19 protein-coding genes, 1 other RNA gene and 1 pseudogene are annotated in these 19,916 nt (G+C 36.7%); 6 read left to right on the top strand and 15 right to left on the bottom strand.

Features of this window, described 5'->3' with window-relative positions:
• Positions 1–3: 3 nt before the first annotated feature.
• From PSF86_RS06450 to aroC, 9 genes and pseudogenes are all read right to left on the bottom strand, one after another.
• On the bottom strand, positions 4–1,635 hold the full coding sequence (locus tag PSF86_RS06450) for a recombinase family protein (protein ID WP_277899235.1): 1,632 nt from the start codon (positions 1,633–1,635) through the stop codon (positions 4–6).
• Between the two features lie 71 nt (positions 1,636–1,706).
• A pseudogene (locus tag PSF86_RS06445) lies at positions 1,707–2,517 on the bottom strand (YifB family Mg chelatase-like AAA ATPase); the annotation flags it as partial.
• A gap of 192 nt (positions 2,518–2,709) precedes the next feature.
• Positions 2,710–3,372 carry a hypothetical protein gene (locus PSF86_RS06440; RefSeq protein WP_277899234.1) on the bottom strand — a complete coding sequence of 221 codons (663 nt, stop codon included), beginning with the start codon at positions 3,370–3,372 and terminating at the stop codon, positions 2,710–2,712.
• Between the two features lie 257 nt (positions 3,373–3,629).
• Positions 3,630–4,925 carry a carboxypeptidase-like regulatory domain-containing protein gene (locus tag PSF86_RS06435; RefSeq protein ID WP_277899233.1) on the bottom strand — a complete coding sequence of 432 codons (1,296 nt, stop codon included), beginning with the start codon at positions 4,923–4,925 and terminating at the stop codon, positions 3,630–3,632.
• Between the two features lie 328 nt (positions 4,926–5,253).
• Positions 5,254–5,643, bottom strand: coding sequence for a response regulator (locus tag PSF86_RS06430; protein WP_277899232.1), 390 nt, complete (start codon positions 5,641–5,643; stop codon positions 5,254–5,256).
• Positions 5,636–6,028, bottom strand: a complete 393-nt coding sequence (locus PSF86_RS06425) for a hypothetical protein (protein ID WP_277899231.1) — start codon at positions 6,026–6,028, stop codon at positions 5,636–5,638. Before PSF86_RS06425 ends, PSF86_RS06430 begins: the two co-directional genes overlap by 8 nt.
• Positions 6,029–6,269: 241 nt before the next feature.
• A complete protein-coding gene (locus tag PSF86_RS06420; protein WP_277899230.1) occupies positions 6,270–7,430 on the bottom strand; it encodes a peptidase MATCAP family protein in 1,161 nt (386 codons plus the stop codon).
• Complete coding sequence (locus tag PSF86_RS06415; RefSeq protein ID WP_277899229.1) at positions 7,430–8,875, bottom strand: dicarboxylate/amino acid:cation symporter; 1,446 nt, start codon at positions 8,873–8,875, stop codon at positions 7,430–7,432. The genes PSF86_RS06420 and PSF86_RS06415 overlap by 1 nt, the downstream gene beginning before the upstream one ends.
• Positions 8,876–8,923: 48 nt before the next feature.
• A complete protein-coding gene (gene aroC, locus PSF86_RS06410) occupies positions 8,924–9,988 on the bottom strand; it encodes a chorismate synthase (protein ID WP_277899228.1) in 1,065 nt (354 codons plus the stop codon).
• Between the two features lie 185 nt (positions 9,989–10,173).
• Between aroC and PSF86_RS06405 the strand changes: the two genes are divergently transcribed.
• From PSF86_RS06405 to PSF86_RS06390, 4 genes are all read left to right on the top strand, one after another.
• Entirely contained in the window at positions 10,174–11,004 is an 831-nt protein-coding gene (locus tag PSF86_RS06405) for a UDP-2,3-diacylglucosamine diphosphatase (RefSeq protein WP_277899227.1), read from the top strand.
• Positions 11,005–11,097: 93 nt separating this feature from the next.
• Complete coding sequence (locus PSF86_RS06400) at positions 11,098–11,898, top strand: hypothetical protein (protein WP_277899226.1); 801 nt, start codon at positions 11,098–11,100, stop codon at positions 11,896–11,898.
• Positions 11,899–12,138: 240 nt separating this feature from the next.
• The gene (gene hpf / locus PSF86_RS06395) at positions 12,139–12,444 is read left to right on the top strand and encodes a ribosome hibernation-promoting factor, HPF/YfiA family (protein ID WP_277899225.1); all 306 of its coding nucleotides are present in this window, start codon (positions 12,139–12,141) and stop codon (positions 12,442–12,444) included.
• A gap of 87 nt (positions 12,445–12,531) precedes the next feature.
• Positions 12,532–12,933, top strand: coding sequence for an arsenate reductase family protein (locus tag PSF86_RS06390; RefSeq protein WP_277899224.1), 402 nt, complete (start codon positions 12,532–12,534; stop codon positions 12,931–12,933).
• A 67-nt stretch (positions 12,934–13,000) separates the two neighbouring features.
• On the opposite strand, the gene fsa is transcribed toward PSF86_RS06390, so the two are convergent.
• Positions 13,001–13,657, bottom strand: coding sequence for a fructose-6-phosphate aldolase (fsa, locus tag PSF86_RS06385; protein ID WP_277899223.1), 657 nt, complete (start codon positions 13,655–13,657; stop codon positions 13,001–13,003).
• Between the two features lie 173 nt (positions 13,658–13,830).
• An RNA gene (gene ffs, locus PSF86_RS06380) (signal recognition particle sRNA small type) lies at positions 13,831–13,929 on the bottom strand.
• 89 nt (positions 13,930–14,018) lie between these two features.
• Here ffs and PSF86_RS06375 point away from each other — a divergent pair.
• Together PSF86_RS06375 and PSF86_RS06370 are read left to right on the top strand one after the other, a co-directional pair.
• Complete coding sequence (locus tag PSF86_RS06375) at positions 14,019–15,077, top strand: glutaminyl-peptide cyclotransferase (RefSeq protein WP_277899607.1); 1,059 nt, start codon at positions 14,019–14,021, stop codon at positions 15,075–15,077.
• A 226-nt stretch (positions 15,078–15,303) separates the two neighbouring features.
• Positions 15,304–15,693, top strand: a complete 390-nt coding sequence (locus PSF86_RS06370; protein ID WP_277899222.1) for an acyl-CoA thioesterase — start codon at positions 15,304–15,306, stop codon at positions 15,691–15,693.
• Positions 15,694–15,699: 6 nt separating this feature from the next.
• On the opposite strand, the gene PSF86_RS06365 is transcribed toward PSF86_RS06370, so the two are convergent.
• From PSF86_RS06365 to PSF86_RS06350, 4 genes are all read right to left on the bottom strand, one after another.
• Positions 15,700–16,956: a glycosyltransferase gene (locus PSF86_RS06365; RefSeq protein WP_277899221.1), complete on the bottom strand. Its 1,257-nt coding sequence runs from the start codon at positions 16,954–16,956 to the stop codon at positions 15,700–15,702.
• A 1-nt stretch (position 16,957) separates the two neighbouring features.
• On the bottom strand, positions 16,958–17,581 hold the full coding sequence (locus tag PSF86_RS06360; RefSeq protein ID WP_277899220.1) for an L-threonylcarbamoyladenylate synthase: 624 nt from the start codon (positions 17,579–17,581) through the stop codon (positions 16,958–16,960).
• Positions 17,582–17,989: 408 nt separating this feature from the next.
• Entirely contained in the window at positions 17,990–18,907 is a 918-nt protein-coding gene (locus tag PSF86_RS06355) for a patatin-like phospholipase family protein (RefSeq protein ID WP_277899219.1), read from the bottom strand.
• 102 nt (positions 18,908–19,009) lie between these two features.
• Positions 19,010–19,915, bottom strand: a complete 906-nt coding sequence (locus PSF86_RS06350; RefSeq protein ID WP_277899218.1) for a patatin-like phospholipase family protein — start codon at positions 19,913–19,915, stop codon at positions 19,010–19,012.
• Position 19,916 lies beyond the last annotated feature (1 nt).

Below are 19,916 nucleotides of genomic sequence, written 5' to 3'. Positions count from 1 at the left end.
AAATCACCCTATTCCATGAGCATCCACAATCTTTATTTGCAATTCATCCCAATCTTCCTTAGTCATTTGCTTTACTTTACCCTTTAATGGTATCAAAATACGGTCAAATAAAGCTACGGCATGATTGTAATGGTGAGGGATAAAATACAGTTCTTCTTTTATCGGTAGGTTAAATGTTATATTCAAAACATACATTTTGATTTGAGCAAAGTACTTAATGTGTATTTCTTTGATATACTTACCCATAACCTCCTTTTTTGTAGTGAAATCCGTACTACTTTTTATTTTCTGGATTTCATCAGCTATATCTTGCTCCTTAACAGCCGATTCTTTTAAAAAATGGAGTTGCTCGTTTATGCGGTTCTGCTTTTCCAGGATTTCATTTTTTCCCCTCTCAATCCTTACAAGTTCAGGTTGTACATCAGCCTCGCTAAGCACTCCTTTTACAGTCAATCTCACGGCGTTTTGCCTTTCTTTCTCTAAATTAGCCGTCTCTTTAGTGAAACCATTGTACAAACGCTCTAAATCACTAATCTGAGTACTTAAATCATCACTTGAAAGGTGTTCTTTGACTTTTTCGGTAAGATACTCATCTTTAAAAAAGCGTTCCCAAATGAATTGCTCTAAATAATCAATATTTATGCTTCTATTTCCGCAATTCAAATCTTTGTAACGTTTAGAACTACACATGTAATAATTATCTTTTTTATTCACTCTGGTACGGCCATAGTAATTACGTCCACACCTACCACAAATAATAAGTCCTTTGAGCATGTACTTGTGTTCTACTTTCTTCCCTCTATTGTTCAGATTCTTTTTTAAATTATCCTGTACCTTCTGCCATAGAACAGATTCAATAATCGTAGGACATTTATATAATTTACCCCCAAAACTTCTAACGCCCTTATAGACTTCATTTTTCAGAATGGTGTATACAGTACCGTCACGCCAGATTACGCTACTTTTATCTTTCTTATCCCTGTATTTTCTTGGTATATACTCTCCCTTGTAAGTGTTATATCTCGTTGGTGTGTTCTCTTTATTTAATGCTTCAGCAATTGTTTTGGTACCTTTACCTGAAAGGGATAGTTCAAATATCCGTTCAACAACTTCTGCTTCTGCATCATTAACTATCATATAGCCATTTTCATCGGTCATGTAACCATAAGGCAAAATACCATGGGCTTTACCTTGTGCGGCATTGCTGGCTAGTACTTTTTTGGTTTGATAGCTTTGCAATTGTGCTTGATATTGATTCAGATTTGAAAGTATGGAGGTAGTTAAAAGCGTTGTAGGGTCATTAAAATCCAGCTTTTCATTTGAACCAAAATATACATCGATATTATTCTTTTTGGCCACATCCACAAAAAAAGCAAATGTTAAACTATTCCTATCCAAACGGTTCTGATTACGCATCCATACTGAGGAGACTATACCGCTATTCATTTCATTCATCAAAAGCTGTAGTTGTGGACGTTGTGCAATATCCAAAGTACCGCTTACCCCCTCACCTTCATTATATATTTTGTAGTTTAAATTATGAGCTTTAGCAAATTCCTTACCTTCGCTTAGTTGGTTCTCAATTGAATTTGAATCTTCATCTTCCTTGCTTAAACGGACGTAAATAGCTAACATAGTTATATATAAAGTGATTAATTTGCAAATATGGATGCAATATACTATATTTGTACCACATTTAACTATAACACATCCAAAATTGTATGGTGTGGGCTCCTAAATGGCCGCTGGTTCATGATGCCTTTTTCTACCGTCCTAGCTGTAACAGAATGTATTTTTGTTGTTTCCAGTGCCTCGTTTAATGTCATTGGTGGTAAAATAAAAGGCAACCGCTTGGCCAACATTGTCTTTCCGGCGCCTGGCGGACCAATAAGTATGATGTTATGCCCTCCAGCGGCGGCAATTTCCATGCTTCTTTTAATGCTTTCCTGTCCTTTTACATCAGCAAAATCGTATTCGGGAAAATTAAGCGTTTTATAGAATTCTTCTTGAATGTTAACTTTTGTGGGTATTAAAACAACCTCTTTGTCAAAATGTTCGATAACTTCAAGAATGTCTGTCACCCCATATATCTCATATCTCAACTCCTTCAACTATGGCCGCTTCCTTGGCATTTTCATTGGGCAGGATAAATTTTTTAAATCTTTCGTCCTTGGCCTTTATTGCAATAGGAAGTGCACCTTTTATGGGCTGTAGGGTTCCATCCAACGATAATTCGCCCATAATAAGGTAGTCGTCAAGGTTATCGACTTTGATCTGTTCAGAAGCTGCCAGAATGCCTATGGCCAAAGTAAGGTCGTATGCCGAGCCTTCCTTGCGCATATCGGCTGGTGCCATATTTATGGTGATTTTTTTTCCGGGGATTTTATATCCGTGATATTGTAACGCAGAAACTATTCTATAATTACTTTCTTTAATGGCGTTGTCGGGTAATCCTACCAAATGGTAGCTTATGCCCTGCCCTATGTTGACTTCAACGGTAATGGTTGTAGCTTCAATTCCAAAAACGGAACTTCAAAATACTTTTCGTAGCATAGAATTATATTTATATATCTAAATATAATAAAAAAAATGCTATAATAAAGGATTACATTCTTTATATCTATAAAAAGACCGTGTATCCTATTAATCAAAGAAGTTGAAGTGAGTTTAATTTTTTAGATGAATAGAACGGTATCTATTTCCAGAAAATTATTCCTTGATAATGAGCAGCGAAGCTTTTACGTTTGTGTTTAAGTTCCATTCGTTTGCGGAAATTTCTCCCCCTTTATCGTCAAAAACAGCAAATTGTGCGGTATTTGGGGAATAGGCACCTTCGTTTAAAGCCCTAAACTCGATTTTGTTGAAGCCGGGCTGCAAATCGAAATAAAACCCTTTAAAGCTACCTTCCAGAAATACATTTGGAACCACTACTTTATCGTTTATAATAATGCTTACCCTATCCCCATCTATATTTCCATGGTCCCGGCACAATATCTTTACGGTTTTGGAATTGGTTTTGAAATCTCCAAAATACTGCGTTGTGGTCGCCCCCAATTTTTCTCCGTCTTTTCTATTGTATTCGCGGTTCAGCTTTTTGTCAAAACGGTCACCGGCATCCAAAAAAGCTTCGTTGCTATCCATTAAATTTACCTCTTTATTGGCAATGTCTACAGCGGTTTTTTCCTTTGGTGCCTCGGGAACATTAATATCTGGAACTGCCTTAATGTCAAGTGGCTTTTCTTCGGGGGTTTCGTTGTTTGGTTGTTCTGTTGCACCTAAACCTTTTAATGGAATTGGCGTATTTGGCAAATCTCCCTGTGCATATGTATTTAGTCCTATCAATAATACGATCAATGTGAATAAAACCTTCATTTTTTCATTAAAATTCATATTCGCAATAAATATAGATATAGATGTTGAATTCTTCTTGACTTTTTTAAATCATGTAAAAATAATAACCAAATCTATGCCAAAGCTTTAAATTATGTTAATTTGAATCTAATTTCCTTACATGCTACTTCAGATAAAAAGAAATTTAACCTGTTTTTTATTCACCAAAAAAAGAAAAAGCCAATTTTTGAAGCGGTTTGAATGCTAAAAATTGGCTTTCCGGGTTGGTTAATTAAGAATTACCCTTTATCCCTTTCAAGTTGCCGTTGAATTTTACTTATTGCAGATTCTATGGATTTTTCGGGCTCTATTACATTGTATGTCCCCCAGAATTCGGGGTCTGAAAATCCAGAGGCTTCATCTGCTATAATAATCGACGGCCTTAACCTTTCTTTTGATTTTATGTCTCTTCCCGTTCCGTTTTCATGCCAGTCGGTAATTGCCATTTCACTGCTTACGTAATACTTCGAGTTAAATAATTTACCCTTCCGGTCTACAACAAAGGCCAGTTGTACATTGCCATAACCATAATACCACTTCCCGCTTTTAATCCGGTAATCTACCCTATATGAAGCTTCTGTCGGGTATACATCTATATCGTTCGGTTTTCTCCTTACCAGTAGGTCGCTGGCCTTTTCTTTATCTTCAACATTTAAATTAAAAACAGCGCTTGCCAGTGCTTTTGTTTCGGCATCGATATACAGCTTGCCATAAAATAATGGCTCAATAACGTTTTCTTTTTGTTTAAAACTAACTACATAGACCGGCTTGTCGTTTATGTTGGTGGAGGCATCAAAACTAAAATCGTAATAAGTAATCAATTCTTTTGTAAAGATATATTCGGGATATTTCATAATATCCACAAAAAGCGGTGTAAAAGGTCCTCCTTGCAGTTTTAGTGCCACGGTATCCAGACGCGAATAGTTTGTGCTTTTTCTGGATTTGTACAGATCAATGATATCTTTTTTTGCTGATGAATTAGGTTGTTTATAAATATAAGCCACTGCTTCTGAAAGCGATGCGTCCCGTCGCCTCTTTTTAATAGTTTCCCTGTAAAAGGCGGTCATTTTAACGGGCTGGGTCAAGTAATTGTCCCCGTTTTTTTTAAGCATGGCCAAAACCAGGCTCAATGCGTCTTTTGGAGCGCTCAAATCTATTTGAGGCAATTCTATGGATACAGGGCTCAATGCAATTTCATTGTCTTCTTTTTTTAAGTTGGTTAACGGCACTATTTTTTGCTGATATCCTAAAAAAGATACAATTACGTTGTTTGAACGTATGGAATCGTGCACTTTTAGCACAAATTCCCCTTCTGAATTGGTTATTGAGCTTATGTTTGTATTTTCTATGGCCAAGGTTGCAAAAACTAATTTATCGTTTGTCTTGCTATCTATAACAGTTCCTTTGTATTCTTTATATTTTAAAGTGTCTTGTGCTAAAACAAGGGGGGTGTTAATAGCATTGGTTGTAAAACAAGCCATTAAAATAAAGAATTGCACCCATAAAACAGGCCTTTTTAAAAGAATGCTCACCATATGCCTGAAATTTTTAATTAAACCATTAAAAGATACAATATTTTTTGAAATAATTATAAAATATATATCGTTTTTTAGCGTTCTATAACAGAAGGTAAATTTGATTCAAAAAAAATCTCCCACGATGAATATCCGGGAGATTTAAGTAGGATTCAGGTAAGACTTGAAGCAAGTCTTTTCTGTTGGTTTGAATATAAAATATGTTATGGGGCAAGCATATTTTAAATTCAGACTAAAAGTACATGAGATTTATAACAATTAAAATTTTTTGTTGTAAAACCCCTTTTTTTGTATGTGTACGTTTTTTAAATGTGTATTTAATGCAAAATTACGATAATGATTTATCGATGTTTTGATATAAAATACTTGAAATTAATTTCATTAAGTCTTCAAAAACCACGGGCTTTTCAATAATTCCGTCAACATTTAATTGTAACGAAGCAATTGCTTTTTTTTGCTGCTCTTTTGAAACTGCAATAACTGTGGGAATATTAAGTTGTAATTCCTTTTCAATCCGCTCAACCAAATTAAGCCCTGCATAACTGCTGGACGACAATCCAAACACAACAATATCGGGTTTATTGAATTTTAAAGTATTAAACACCATTGCTTCATTTAACTGGGTAACAACATGGTAACCATGTTTTTTTAACCTGAAAGACAGCAAAGAAGCTACCATTCTATCGTCTTCAACCAATAAAATGCTTTTTTTATTCATCCAAAAGTTCTATTTGCTGTTTAACTTCACTTAAAACGTGGGTATATTCTTTTTTAAAGTCGGTAATGAGCTTTTCAATGTTCTTAAAAGTATCCAAATGCTGGCATTCGGTTTGTATAACGTCTATGTAGTCCAACAAAGAATACGCTTGTATCATTTCCAGTCCGTTTTTTATTTTATGAGCCGCCCTGGAAATAGAAAAGCGGTCTTTGGCCTTGAGATATATAGCGGTAGCATCGTAAAATTCTTCAATGTTCTCATTCAGCAACAAAACAATTTCGCTTATGTATTCCTTGTCGCCAAGGCAATCGTTTACCAATTTGGTAATATCGGCTCTTTTTAATCTTTTTTCTCTATTCACTCCTAGTATGGTATTATTAATCATTACATACAATTATACTGTTCAACTTAGCTTTGGTGTCTATTTTCATAACCATATAAGCTGGTTGGTATACGTTGTTTAAATAGTTTGATTTGGCCAACTAAACATAAATTAAAAAGACCCCAAATCCTTGTAATTTACGTTTAACAGTAACAAACATATTTCTAATCGTAAGGAAATAAAATTTTTTGTTGTGTAGTGCAATTTTTTGTATGTGAAAAAAGTCAATTACGAAACCAGCAAATTATCTTAAATTTTGAAGGATAAAATCAATGGTTGTATTGATGTTTTTATTGCCTGAATACGAATCGGTTATATGTACCGACTTAGAAGCCAGGCCGTATTCTTGCAGTTTTAGAATAGAGTCTACCCTGTCCAGCGATACCTTTCCGGTGAGTAATGGTGTAAGCGGCTGTCCCTTTTTGTAGTATTCGTATATTTTTTTAAGTCCGGTGAGGTATAAAAAATCTTTGGTAAAACCGCCTCCTCGGTGTATCCTTAAGGTTATAATAAATGCCTTGTCCCTATCCAATTTATATTGGTTGTGCAAAAGGTCGAAGGTATCGGCAAACGAATATCCTTTTATTAGGCTATCGGCCGCTATTACACGATATGCCAATATTTTTAATCGGTCCAGGGTCAAGGCGCCGCTCATGTATTCGCTAAATACGGCCAACCCTTCTTGTGTTTCTACGTTTTTTGGAAAACCATTTGAAAAAATCTTCAACGGTTGGTTAAGTCCGTTAAAAGTAGTTACCATATGCACCCCTATTTCATGGTTTGCCAAGGTTTTAAGTTGATTGTCGCTAAAACGGGCGTTCTTTTTAATGGCAAGGGTCTGGGTACTGTTGGAAACCATGGCATCGGCAGCAATGCTTGTAGACAATTTTATGTTTAAAGGAAAATCATAACGTTTTACAAAATCTTCAAAATAAGCCTTAGCATCGAGGGCCGTATATCTTTTTTCTGAATCCGAAGATGCAAGCTGATCTTTTATATGAAGGATAAAGTTGGCATTGGCAACATCTTTTTCTTTTGGGGTACCGTACAGACGCAAGCTATTGTAAAAAAATTTCTTCCGCTCCCCTATTGCCTCGGCACATTGCACCATATTGGCATAATAATAAATAACGCTCTGGTAAAGCGATCGTATATCGTTGTCCGGTATTTTTTCAAGCCTGTTAGAAAACAAAGCCCGTTGCAACTTATAGGCATTAAAGTTCTGCTTGGGGTATTTAAAAACAGGCTCTTCGGTATATTTTGACGAGAAAAAGCGGTGTTTTTCCTTTTCGGCATTCAAAGGGTTTAAATAACTAAGCAATTCAATACGCTTGATAAGCCTATCCAGGTTCTTATCTATTTCAATAAGGTCTATATGCTCCCTTATAAGGTCGTCGGCAATCATTACACTTCACTTTTAAGCTCGGTTTTATTTGGGTCGTAATCCAGCATGCATTCACTTTTGGCAATTAAAGAACAAACCGTTGCGTCTCCAGTTACGTTTACAACGGTACGCATCATGTCCAAGATTCTGTCTACAGGAAGTATAATACCGATCCAGGCCGGGTTAAGCCCAACCGATTGAAGCACGATAATGAGCATTACCAATCCTGCGCTTGGTACTGCCGCTGTTCCGATGGAAGCTAATGTAGCTGTAAGTACAATGGTTAATTGTTGACTAATGGTAAGATCTATCATATGTAATTGTGCTACAAAAACTACTGCTACTGCTTGATACAAACAAGTACCATCCATATTTATTGTAGCACCTATAGGAAGTACAAAACTTGTTATTTTTTTGTTCACGCCTAAATTATCTTCCACACATTCTATGGTTACAGGAAGTGTAGCAACACTACTCGATGTTGAAAATGCCAATGTTTGTGCCGGGCTCATGGCTTTGAAAAAGCCGAAATACGAAATTACACGGATAAAAATTTTGAAAATACCCGGATATACTACAAATATCATCAAAGCTAAACCTAAAGCAACCGTAAGTGAATACCAACTTAAACCTTTAAAGATTTCGAATACTTTACCAATATCATTTCCTGCCATTTTGCTTACTATTCCTGCTAAAAGAGCAAATACAAAAAACGGAGCCGCTTTCATAATTAAATCAACCATTTTAAGAAATACTTCCATAATTCCATCTACAAAAGCAAGTACCGGTTTGGATTTATCATTTGGAATAAAAAGTAAACTAATACCGAAGAAAAGGGCAAAGAATATTACCTGCAACATTAAGCCGTTATCGGCCAAAGACAAAAAGATATTGTCTGGAACAATATCAACCAATGGTTTTAAGGGGCCAGCATCTTTGGTCTTGTTGGCCTCGCTCATTTTTTCACCTACTTCACTGGTCGCGGCCTCTTTTAGCTCATCTTTGGAGAGGTCAGAAATATGTTGCGCCCGCTCAAGAAAAGCCGGGTCGTGCAAATAATTAATTCCGTCTTTAATTTCTAGGTTTTCAGAAGCGGCCCACAACTCATAGCTTATCCTGTTATCTATCCTGCTTTCTTCATCAATAAGTTTTCCTGGCTTTATAAAGTTGACCAAGACCAACCCCAACGAAACCGCAAGTATTGTGGTAATAAGGTATGCCAAAAGCGTTTTACCGCCCATTCTACCCAAACTTGACGGATCCCCAATATTGGCAACACCATTTATTATGGAAAAAAGCACCAACGGTACAGCTATAAGCTTTAATAAGTTGATAAAAATGGTCCCGAAAGGAGCTATCCAATCAATGGTAAATTGGCTCAATCCCATTTTACTGGAAAAAATTGCCCAAATAATACCAAGTATCAAACCTATAATAATCTGCCAGTGTAGTGCTAGTTTTTTCACATGAATTGTTTTAAGTTAACAAAGATGTTTAGTTTAAGCTTTTATAATTTAGCGTAATATACTATTATTTATTAAAGTATAATCTGCCAAAACCAAGGCTGCCATAGCTTCCACAATAGGGACTGCACGTGGTACCACACATGGGTCGTGCCGGCCTTTCCCTTGCATTTCCACTTCTTCTCCTTCTTTGTTTATTGTTTTTTGCGTTTGCATGATCGTAGCAACTGGTTTAAAGGCAACCCGGAAGTAAATATCCATCCCGTTGCTAATACCACCTTGTATTCCTCCCGAATAATTTGTTTTGGTAGTGCCGTCCTCATTGTAGAGGTCGTTATGCTGGCTCCCTTTCATGCTGGAGCCGCCAAAACCGCTTCCGTATTCAAATCCTTTAACTGCATTAATGGAAAGCATGGCCTTGCCCAATTCTGCATGGAGCTTATCAAAAACAGGCTCTCCAAGCCCAATAGGAACATTTTGAACAACACAGGTTACAACGCCTCCAACGGTATCGCCTTCCTTGCGGATTTGCCTGATGTAATCTTCCATTTTTGAGGCCAATGCCGTATCGGGGCAGCGCACTATATTGGTTTCTGCATTGGCAAGATCTAGCTCGGTGTAGTCTTTTTCAAGTTGTATGCTTCCTACGGAAGACACAAAAGCGTTAATTTTAATGCCTTTTAGCATTTGCTTGGCAATGGCACCTGCCACTACCCTGCTGGCTGTTTCCCTTGCCGAGCTTCTTCCGCCGCCGCGATAATCCCTAAAACCGTATTTTTTATCATAAACATAATCAGCATGAGAAGGCCTGTAGCTATCTTTTATATGAGAATAATCGTGCGATTTCTGATTGGTGTTTTCTATAACAAAGCCAATGGGCGTGCCGGTGGTCTTTCCTTCAAACACTCCGGAAAGAAAACGAACTTCATCCGGTTCTTTGCGTTGGGTTACAATGGCCGATTGTCCGGGCTTTCGCCTATCGAGGTCTAATTGAATTTTACTAATATCCAACTCAATGCCCGCCGGGCACCCATCTATAATTCCTCCTAAAGCCTCGCCGTGAGACTCGCCAAAAGTGCTTAACTTAAAGAGGTTTCCAAAGGAATTTCCTGACATAAAATTTTGATTTTGACAAATGTAAATTTTAAAAAAGAGAAACAAAAATTAAATATGCGTAATCATAAATTAATATTTAACATGAAAATATAACTATTCTTAACAATCCTATCATAAATATTTAATTTTCAGGAAATACAATACCGCCATGTGTTTCTTTATTTCGTAGTACCAAATTAATACGATTGAGAAAAAGAAAATTAGAAGTCGTCGTAATTTCAGATGTGCACCTTGGCACTTTTGGTTGCCATGCAGGAGAATTACTCTCTTATTTAAATAGCATCTCTCCGGAAAAATTGATCCTAAATGGCGATATTATAGACATATGGCAGTTTAGGAAAAGGTACTTTCCAAAAAACCATCTTCAAGTAATAAAAAAAATTATAGATCTTTCTACCAAAGGGACCGAAGTATATTACATTACCGGAAACCACGACGAGATGCTCCGTAAATTTAGTGACGTAACCATGGGGAACATCCATATATTGGACAAATTGACAATGAATTTGGACGGAAAAAAAGCATGGGTTTTCCACGGCGACGTTTTTGATGCCTCCATCCAGCACACTAAATGGATAGCAAAATTGGGCGGATGGGGATATGATTTTTTAATTTTGATAAACAGGTTCATCAATTGGTTTTTGGTAAAAATGGGCCGGGAAAAATATTCATTATCAAAAAAAATAAAGAGCAGCGTAAAAAAAGCCCTTAAATATATAGCCGATTTTGAAAAGGTAGCAGCCGACCTCGCCATTGAAAATGGGTACAAATATGTGGTTTGTGGCCATATACACCAACCTCAAATGCTCCGGAAGGTCAACAAAAACGGTACTTGCCTATATTTAAACTCTGGAGACTGGATAGAGAACTTAACCGCCCTGGAATATCACGACAAACGTTGGGAACTTTACCATTTCAATGAAGATAAACTAAGCCCTTTTTATTCCGACGAAGATATTAAAAGCATGAACTACAAAGAATTGTTGGCCGCAATAACCATTACGGGCAAAAAATAGAATTAATTTTTTATATTTGGAAAAACCAAAACATACCATGGGGAAACCCGTTAAAAAACAAATATAAATTTTATAAGGGATTAACATTATTTCATGCGCTGTATCTACCCCATTGCAACACTGTTTTTTATAGCTTTCTATTGCTCTTGCTCCAGTAACGAATCCATTTCAGAAGAATTGTTGGCCGAAATAGGAAGCGAAAACTATTTTCCTTTGGAAAAAAACAACCATTGGACCTACAATATCGAAGCAGAAACTTCGGCAAAAGATAGTGTCTGGGTGGAAAAAGACTCCTTAATTGAAGGGGAAATATATTACCAAGCCAAAGGCAATGCCCAAAAAAAGGGCTTTTTTACAAATTTGATTTCCAGTTCGCTTGTGGCAAAATCAAAAAGCAAACTCTTTTTAGACGGAAACATTAGCCAGCTTATCCCCGGTCTGGAAATTCCAGTGCATAATTTGACGCTTTTGGACACAAAAAGCCCCTTGGGCGGTGAACTTTATACAAATTCGGGCATTAGTACCTACGAATACAACAAATACATTCTTCATATAGAATATACCGTTTCTACCAAAACAGAAGCTGTTTTAAACGATTATACCTTATTTGATGATACTTACAACAACGTTATAAAAACCTCCTTAACGGTTAACATAAAAGGGATTTTAACTACAGATGTAGATGGGTACGAACTAACAATTCCCGTAATCAAGGATCAAGATGCCATTATTTCCACCCAATATTTTGCACCTGGAATCGGACTTATTTATAATGAAGCTGCCATAGCTTATCAACTTTCCAATCTCGATCAACTGGAGGGCAAACTTCCTTTTCCTACAGAATATTCAGAGGTTATTACCCAAAGTATTGAAGATTTTTCTATTTTGAATTAAAGATTATTCATCATAAAATTGAAAGTGCCCATATATTCTTATAATATTTTGGTAATATTGACTTCTTTCTTCACAAAATCTTATTAAAAGACATTTTTTGTATTTATCTACATTATAAAATTTAGTATTTTTAGATTAATTACCTCGGGAATCCCGGGATTCATTTTTAAAAATAAAAATATTTCGACATTGATGCCGGAAAAATATCAAATCTCACTTGGTGAGTAAAACTGACGAACTATGCAGATAAATTTTGAATACGACAATGTTGCTGCCAGCAGCCGTTTGGAAGAACTGACCCGAAAAAGAGTAAATAAGCTGGTTGATAAATACGATTTTATTGTAAGGGCCGACGTGTTTTTTAAAACAGAAAACACATCTTCCAAAAATACGGGTAAAATTTGTAAAATCAGGGTTAGCGTCCCGGGGCCACGCCTTTTTGCAGAAGCATCCCATGAAAAGTTTGAGATGTCCATTGCCGAGGCCACCGAAGACCTGGATAAACAACTAAAAAAGAGAAAAGAAAAAATGAAGGCCAGGAAATAGCCTATTTAAAATAATATCAATTTTCCCTAAAACTGCTACACAATAAAATTTAAAGTGAATTTTTTAAAATAATTAGTCGTGGAAAAAATGGGAATAATAGCAACCAATGAAAATCAGATAAAGTTTATATTCGATTCAAGTACGAAACTTGGGCGCGAATGTCAGGCTTATGCAGCTTCGGCAGGGGCCAAAATATTGGCCATAGATATCAACAAGACCAAAATAGCCGATACGGAATGGGCAGAAATAGCAGAGCGGGTGGGCAAAACGTTGCCTGAGCTCATTGCCACCGACCATCCTGCATTTACCAATACTTATGGTACCAACGTGGAACTGGATGAAAACGATGCCCTTAAAGTACTTAACAAACATCCGGAAGCATTTGTTTACCCCATTGCAATACGTGGAAACGAAGCCATTGTGGCGCATTCTTTTTCGGATGTGCTAAAATTGGTAAAACCGGATTCCTCGGGAATTGACATTCCTTAAAAAACAAAGGCCTAAAAGCGGCATACCATTTTTAGGCCTTGATATTATTTTAAAAAGGAGGTTTTTCTTATTGGTTTCCTTTTTTATAATCTGCAAGGAATTTTTCCAAGCCTATATCGGTCAATGGGTGTTTTAACAATCCCGTAATTGCAGAAAGTGGACCGGTCATAACATCGGCACCAAGTTTGGCACAATCTATTACGTGCATGGTATGGCGCACGGATGCGGCCAAGATTTCTGTTTCAAAACCATAATTATCGTAAATCAACCGGATGTCGGCAATCAATGCCAAGCCATCGGTAGAGATATCGTCCAGCCTTCCAATAAAAGGAGAAACATAGGTTGCCCCAGCTTTTGCGGCCAACAAGGCCTGCCCGGGAGAAAAAACCAACGTACAGTTTGTTTTAATGCCTTTATCAGAAAAATACTTAATTGCCTTTACCCCATCTTTAATCATGGGAACTTTAACAATAATCTGCTCGTGCAAGTCTGCCAGTTCTTCGCCTTCCTTTATAATGCTGTCAAAATCGGTTGCGATAACTTCGGCAGAAACATCGCCTTCCACTAAGTTACATATGTCAACGTAATGCTTTAAGATATTGTCTCGTCCCGTAATTCCTTCTTTTGCCATTAATGAAGGGTTGGTAGTTACACCATCTAAAACCCCTAAGGCTTCTGCTTCAGCAATTTGATCTAAATTTGCCGTGTCTATAAAAAATTTCATAACCTAAAATACTGTTCTTGATTTTACAATTTTATTAATACAGTAAAGATACTGCTCTATTTTGTCTTTTTATACTAAAAAACAAATAACATTTATAAAGTTATAATTTAATAACACTTAGTTGGGTATTTTAAGAAAATTCTAAGAGAAAGCAGTTAAATTGAAGGCATAAAAAAAGGCAAGCTACCTACATCGCACCGCTACAACCATATACCCTTGCTGCGTTCCCGCCCTGGGGGATTCTATAGGAGCTGGTCGTGTAGGACTTGCCGGGTGCAAATTTACAAACTTTTTATGTTAGCACAATAATTTTACTATCTTAATTTTATTAAATAAATTGCTTAAAAAATAAAACATGACCATATATTTCTATAAGTTTTTAATCGTCAGTTTTTTAGCGGTGTCCGTTGGCGGATGCAATGGCGCCAATTCTTCCGGAAAAAATCTTTTTTCTCTTAAAATAGATTCCAATACCGGTAAAATCCAGCAGGGAAGCACTATAAATGTGGACCTCAAGAACCGGAAAAATAAGGAAATAGATTCGGTTACCTATACTTTGCACGGTAACCCCATTAAGCTTAACAACAACGCGTATACCATAAATACCGATAAATACGGCATACAAAATTTGGAAGCTACTGTTTTTTTTGAAGGTGAATCGGTAAAAATTTCGGAAGACATTACGATCCTTTCCGATAAAGCCCCAAAAGTGTATACATATGAAGTAATCAATACATATCCCCACGACATAAAAGCCTACACACAAGGACTGGAGTTCTATAACGATACCTTATACGAAAGCACTGGGAACCCGGGTAGAAATGGGCAATCCTCTTTGAGAAAGGTAGATTATAAAAGCGGGGAAATCCTTAAAAAAATCGACTTGGATAATATGTATTTTGGTGAAGGGATAACAATTATCAACAACAAAATATACATGCTTACCTGGCAAGAAGGCACCGGGTTTGTATACGACCTACATACTTTTGAAAAATTGAGCACCTTTAAGTACAACAAAAGCAAAGAAGGCTGGGGACTTACACACACAAACGACGGAAAAAAAATATACAAAAGCGACGGAAGCGATAAAATATGGATACTGAACCCCGAAACGCTGGCCGAAGAAGATTTTATAGAAACCGTTACCAATACCTCTGTTTTTAACAGGGCCAACGAACTGGAATATGTAGACGGCAAAATCTACGCCAACGTATACCAAAAAGACAGCGCCATGATTATCGACCCAAAAACGGGCGCAATTATCGGGGTTATAGATTTTAGGGGATTAAAAGAAAAGGTAAAGCAGCACCCCTATTTGGACGTTTTAAATGGAATTGCATACAACCCAAAAACAAAGACCTTCTTTGTTACCGGAAAAAATTGGGATAGACTCTTTGAAGTAATTATCAAAGAGAAATGATTTTTAACATCTAAATAATTTGCCCAGTATTAAATATTATTATTTATACAATAATTATTCCCATAATTATTGTCTTTGTAATTTTAGTATCTTGGTTCTTTACAAGAAAGAAAATATCAAACAACAATCGTAATGATTGGGAAAATAAAGTGAAATATTTAGAAGAAAATAAAAATGAGTTCTGAAAAAATCTGAAAAAAGAATACGGAAACACAAACCAACATAATTGAAAGAATATACAGAAATAATCCATGTTCAGGAAGAAGACCTGGACGATTTAAAACATGTTAACAACGTGCGGTATGTGCAATGGATTCAGGATATCGCAAAAAATCATTGGTTGAATGAAGCCTCCAAGGAAATGCTCGACGCCTATATTTGGATGGTCCTTACGCATTATATTGAATACAAGGGACAGGCATTTTTAAACGATGAAATATTGCTTAAAACATATATCGAAAAGGCCAAAGGGGTTACCTCTACCCGTATTGTGGAAATCTACAACAATAAAACCGAAAAATTATTATTGCGTTCCAAAACAGACTGGTGTTTGATAGACAAAAACAGCAAACGGCCCATTAGGCTTACAGATCAATTAAAGAATATGTTTACCTAAACTTAACTATTGGTTTTTCTTGTTCTTCTCCATTATCCATTTGGACATATATTTGCTAGCCTGCACGGTTTGTTGCATGAGCATGGCGCCCGTAAAATTTTGCGTTCGGTGGCCGGTCAAATTTTGAAGTATTCCTGTAATTGAAGTCTTTAGCAGTTCCTTGTGCTTTTGTCCGTCAAAACGGTGTTTTAAAATAGTTGCGCCATTTTTCCGGGCTTCTTCCCAACTGTTATTCTTATTTTGATACAAATCTACCGCCGCTTGCACAAAAGCCTCTGGATTATCAAAAACGGCACCATTCCATGGAAAGTTACCGTTTATACCTTCAGCACCAATTGTAGTAGTAACACTTGGGGTGCCATACAACATAGCTTCAACAAGCTTGCCTTTTAACCCCGCACCAAATCTTAAAGGTGCCAGGCAAACCTTGGCCTTTTGAAACTCCTTCTTGGCATTTTTTGCCCAGCCATGAACCAAAAAACCGTCTTTTTTATTGTTTAGGTTATGTACTTTATCACCTGCATAAGCACCAAAAATGTGCAATTTAGCATCGGGTAATTTCCTTTTTATATGTGGCCAAACAGTTTCCTTTAAGGCCAAAACGGCATCCCAGTTTGGAGCATGGATAAAATTACCAATAAAAATAAAATCCTGTTTTTCTTCCCACGCCAGCCATTTTTTTTGCAACTCATTTAAATTTTCATCCAGCAAAAAAGGTAGATGGCACAATAATTTCTTATCAATTTTAAAAAGTCCTGTCAACAATGCATGTTCCGCTTCAGAAATAATCAGCGATATATCGCAGCGGTAAATACTTGCAATTTCCCTTTTGGCAAGATTGTTTTCAAGCAATTTTAAATCTCCTGCGTTATTTTCGTCTTTTAAGGCCAGCCTACGCGCATCCCTCAAAAAATGTAGGTCCTCGGTGTCTAATATTCTCAAGGCATTGGGGCAATGTTCGGCAATTCTCCACCCAAATTGTTCTTCCATCATGTACCTATCAAAAACAACCACGTCCGGTTGCAGTTCAATAATAAATTCATCAAAAGAAGCACTGTTGAGTTCGATTTTTTTTTGCTGAACCCCTTCGGAAGTCAAATCGTGCATATGTTCGCCATGTTTGGCAGGAGACGCAAAAGTTATTTGGCAATTGGCATCCATAAAAAATCGTATCAACTGAAGTATTCTGCTACCCGCCGCCGACGATGTAGGTTCGGGCCAGACATAGCCTATAAAAAGTACTTTTTTATTTACTAGCCCCACTTTATAAAAATTCGTCTATATCTCCTTTACCCTCACGGAGAATTACAGGTTCTGCGCCCGAAAGGTCGATTACGGTCGATGCCACATTATCTCCATAACCTCCGTCAATAACAATATCTACAAGATTGTCCCATTTTTCATGAATCAACTCGGGGTCTGTGGTATATTCTATCAATTCGTCATCATCGCGTATGGAAGTCGAAACGATGGGGTTTCCCAATTGCTCCACCAAAATCTTGGCAATGGCATTGTCTGGCACCCGTATCCCGACGGTTTTCTTTTTTTTAAAATCCTTTGGGAGATTGTTGTTTCCTGGCAAAATAAACGTATAAGGCCCCGGCAATGTCCGTTTGAGGATTTTAAAAGTCGGCGTGTCTATCTGGCGTACATAATCGGACAAGTTGCTCAAATCGGCACAAATAAATGAAAGGTTGGCCTTTTCCAACTTTACACCTTTAATACGCGCAATGCGTTGCAAGGCTTTGGAATTGGTTATATCGCAACCCAGACCGTAAACCGTATCTGTTGGATAAATAACCAGCCCGCCATTCCGCAATACATCAACAACCCTTTTTATTTCCTTGGGGTTGGGATTTTCTTCATAAATACGGATTAATTCAGCCATTTTGTTACTTTTTTTTATTGTTATGCTGTTACGATCCTATGTTGTTATGCTGTTGAAAGTTGAGGTCCAGAGGTTCAAAGTTGCAAAGATTCAAAGTTTATATTTTTCTGTTATTTGTTAAATGTTAATTGACCTATTCTTGTTGTTATGTTGTTACATTGCTATGATATTACCAGTGACAACAATTAACTGTTAACAATTCTCTTTGTTTGGCGGTAACTATTAACTTTTTCTAACTGCTATACGAAGCCAATTCACTTCAACCTATTGAAAAATCTCATACTATGATGCTACGTTGTTATGCTGTTATGATATTACCCAATTAACTGTTAACAATATAACTAAATCCCTTATCGCTAATCCCTATTCCCTTAATAATAAATCTTACCGCCTTCATCAAAACAATCATCAACCGGCCATGTTTACTTTTTTAACATCTTTTTGGGCCTTTACACGTTCGTGGGCATACACTTTTCCTTGTTCCCACCATTCTGTCATTAATTTATTGTTGAAGTAAAGCGAATTTTCGGTAAGCCTGGTTGGTGTAAAATAGGTATTCAATTTTACATCTTTGTTGATGGCCGCCAATTTCCCTTCAATAATATCATGCGACTCCAATTGGTCCAAAACAAAACTATAAAGGTTTACCATCAATGAAAAAGGGTTTTTGCCCAACACTTTTTTATGTTCCATATTTTCCGTTTCCAAAATAATGGCATCCACCTCGGTAGCTCCCATTTTAATGGCCTCACGAATTGGAATTACACAACCTAGACCGCCGTCGGCATACTCGAAGCCGTTTTTCTTTGCCAGCGACATAAAAGGCACATAATTGCACGACATCCAGATCCAATCGCAAAAATCTTCATAACTATGGTCCGTAATAGACTTATACTCTACCCTGTTCATGGATAGGTTACTTACCGTAACAACAACGTCTTTTCCTTTTTCTTTTAGAAGTTGAAATTCTTCTTCTGAAAAATTTTTGTTTATCTGTTTTCTTAAGTTTTTACTTTCACCAAAGGTCCTTTTGCGTTTTATAAGTTGCCACATTACATTTAGGTAATTAATGGCCACATATTCCTTATCTCCTTTTTTTCTTGTTACAAATGGATTGTTACTGAATATTTTACGCTGATTTACGGTTGTATAGACCTCGTATATTTTTTGAATGTTTCTATTTGCCAAATGCGGAATTAAAAGGCTTCCCGTAGAGGTCCCCAAATAAATGTCGTAATCCCTTCCTTCGTTTTCAATTAAATATTGAGCAACTCCGCCTGCAAAGGCTCCCTTGCTTCCACCACCACTAATTACTAATGCGCGCATATGCTTTTTGTTGTTTGTTGTTTTCTGCTAAAATTTTCGACTTAGGTTTTATTTTCGGCCGTATTTCTTTTTTCTAAACTCATTTTTAAACTTTCAAAAAAGCTATTCAATTTCAAGCTGGCTCGTTTCTTGGTTTTTAAATTTAGCAAAATCATAACCACTTTGCCACCATTTTGTCATTTTTCCCTTGTTAAAGATTAAAGAATTGGTTGTTAGGATTGTAGGTGTATAATAAAAATTTATAATTGCATTGTTATTTGTGGCCACAAATTTACCAATTCTTATGTTTTGATATTCAATTCTGTCTAACATAAAACTAAACATGGTCGTTAAAAGCGAAAAAGGGTTTCTGGACGGCAACCGGTTTAGCTGTGTTACTTCGGTTTGCAAAATAATGGCGTCTATTTCGGTGGCGCCCCGCTTGATGGCCTCCTCGATCGGGACCATGGTTCCAAGGCCACCATCGGCATATTCACAACCATACTTTCTTACAAGGCTCATAAACGGCGTGTAATTACTGGAAATCCATACCCAGTCGCAAAATTCATCATACTCAAAATCGTTTACCGATTTATATTCCACTTGATTTAAGGAGAGGTTGGATACGGTTACTATAACTTCTTTTTCGCCGTGCTTAAGCTCCAAAAATTCTTCTTCGGTAAGGGTATTTCTTATAAGTTGTTTTAAGTTTTCACTTTCGCCAAAAGTTTTGCTTCCCCTTAAAAAATTCCTGACAACATTAAAATGGTTGATACTTATTTGCTGGACGCCGTATTTTTCTTTGATATGAAACGGACAAATATTGAAAATACTTTGATTGTTTACCGAGGTATATACTTCTTTTATTTTTTCTACTTTGTTCAGTGCCAAATGGTTTACCAAAAGGCTTCCGGTTGAAGTGCCTAAAAATATATCGTAATCCCTTTTTAATTCTTCAATAAGGTATTGTGCTACGCCACCGGCAAAAGCGCCCTTACTTCCACCTCCCGATATTACCAATGCTTTCATT

Origin of the sequence: Galbibacter pacificus (assembly GCF_029603165.1) — a bacterium.
In the GTDB taxonomy this organism is placed as follows: Bacteria; Bacteroidota; Bacteroidia; order Flavobacteriales; family Flavobacteriaceae; genus Galbibacter; species Galbibacter pacificus.
Note: the sequence above shows the minus strand (reverse complement) of the source record. Positions and strands in the feature narration are given on the sequence as shown.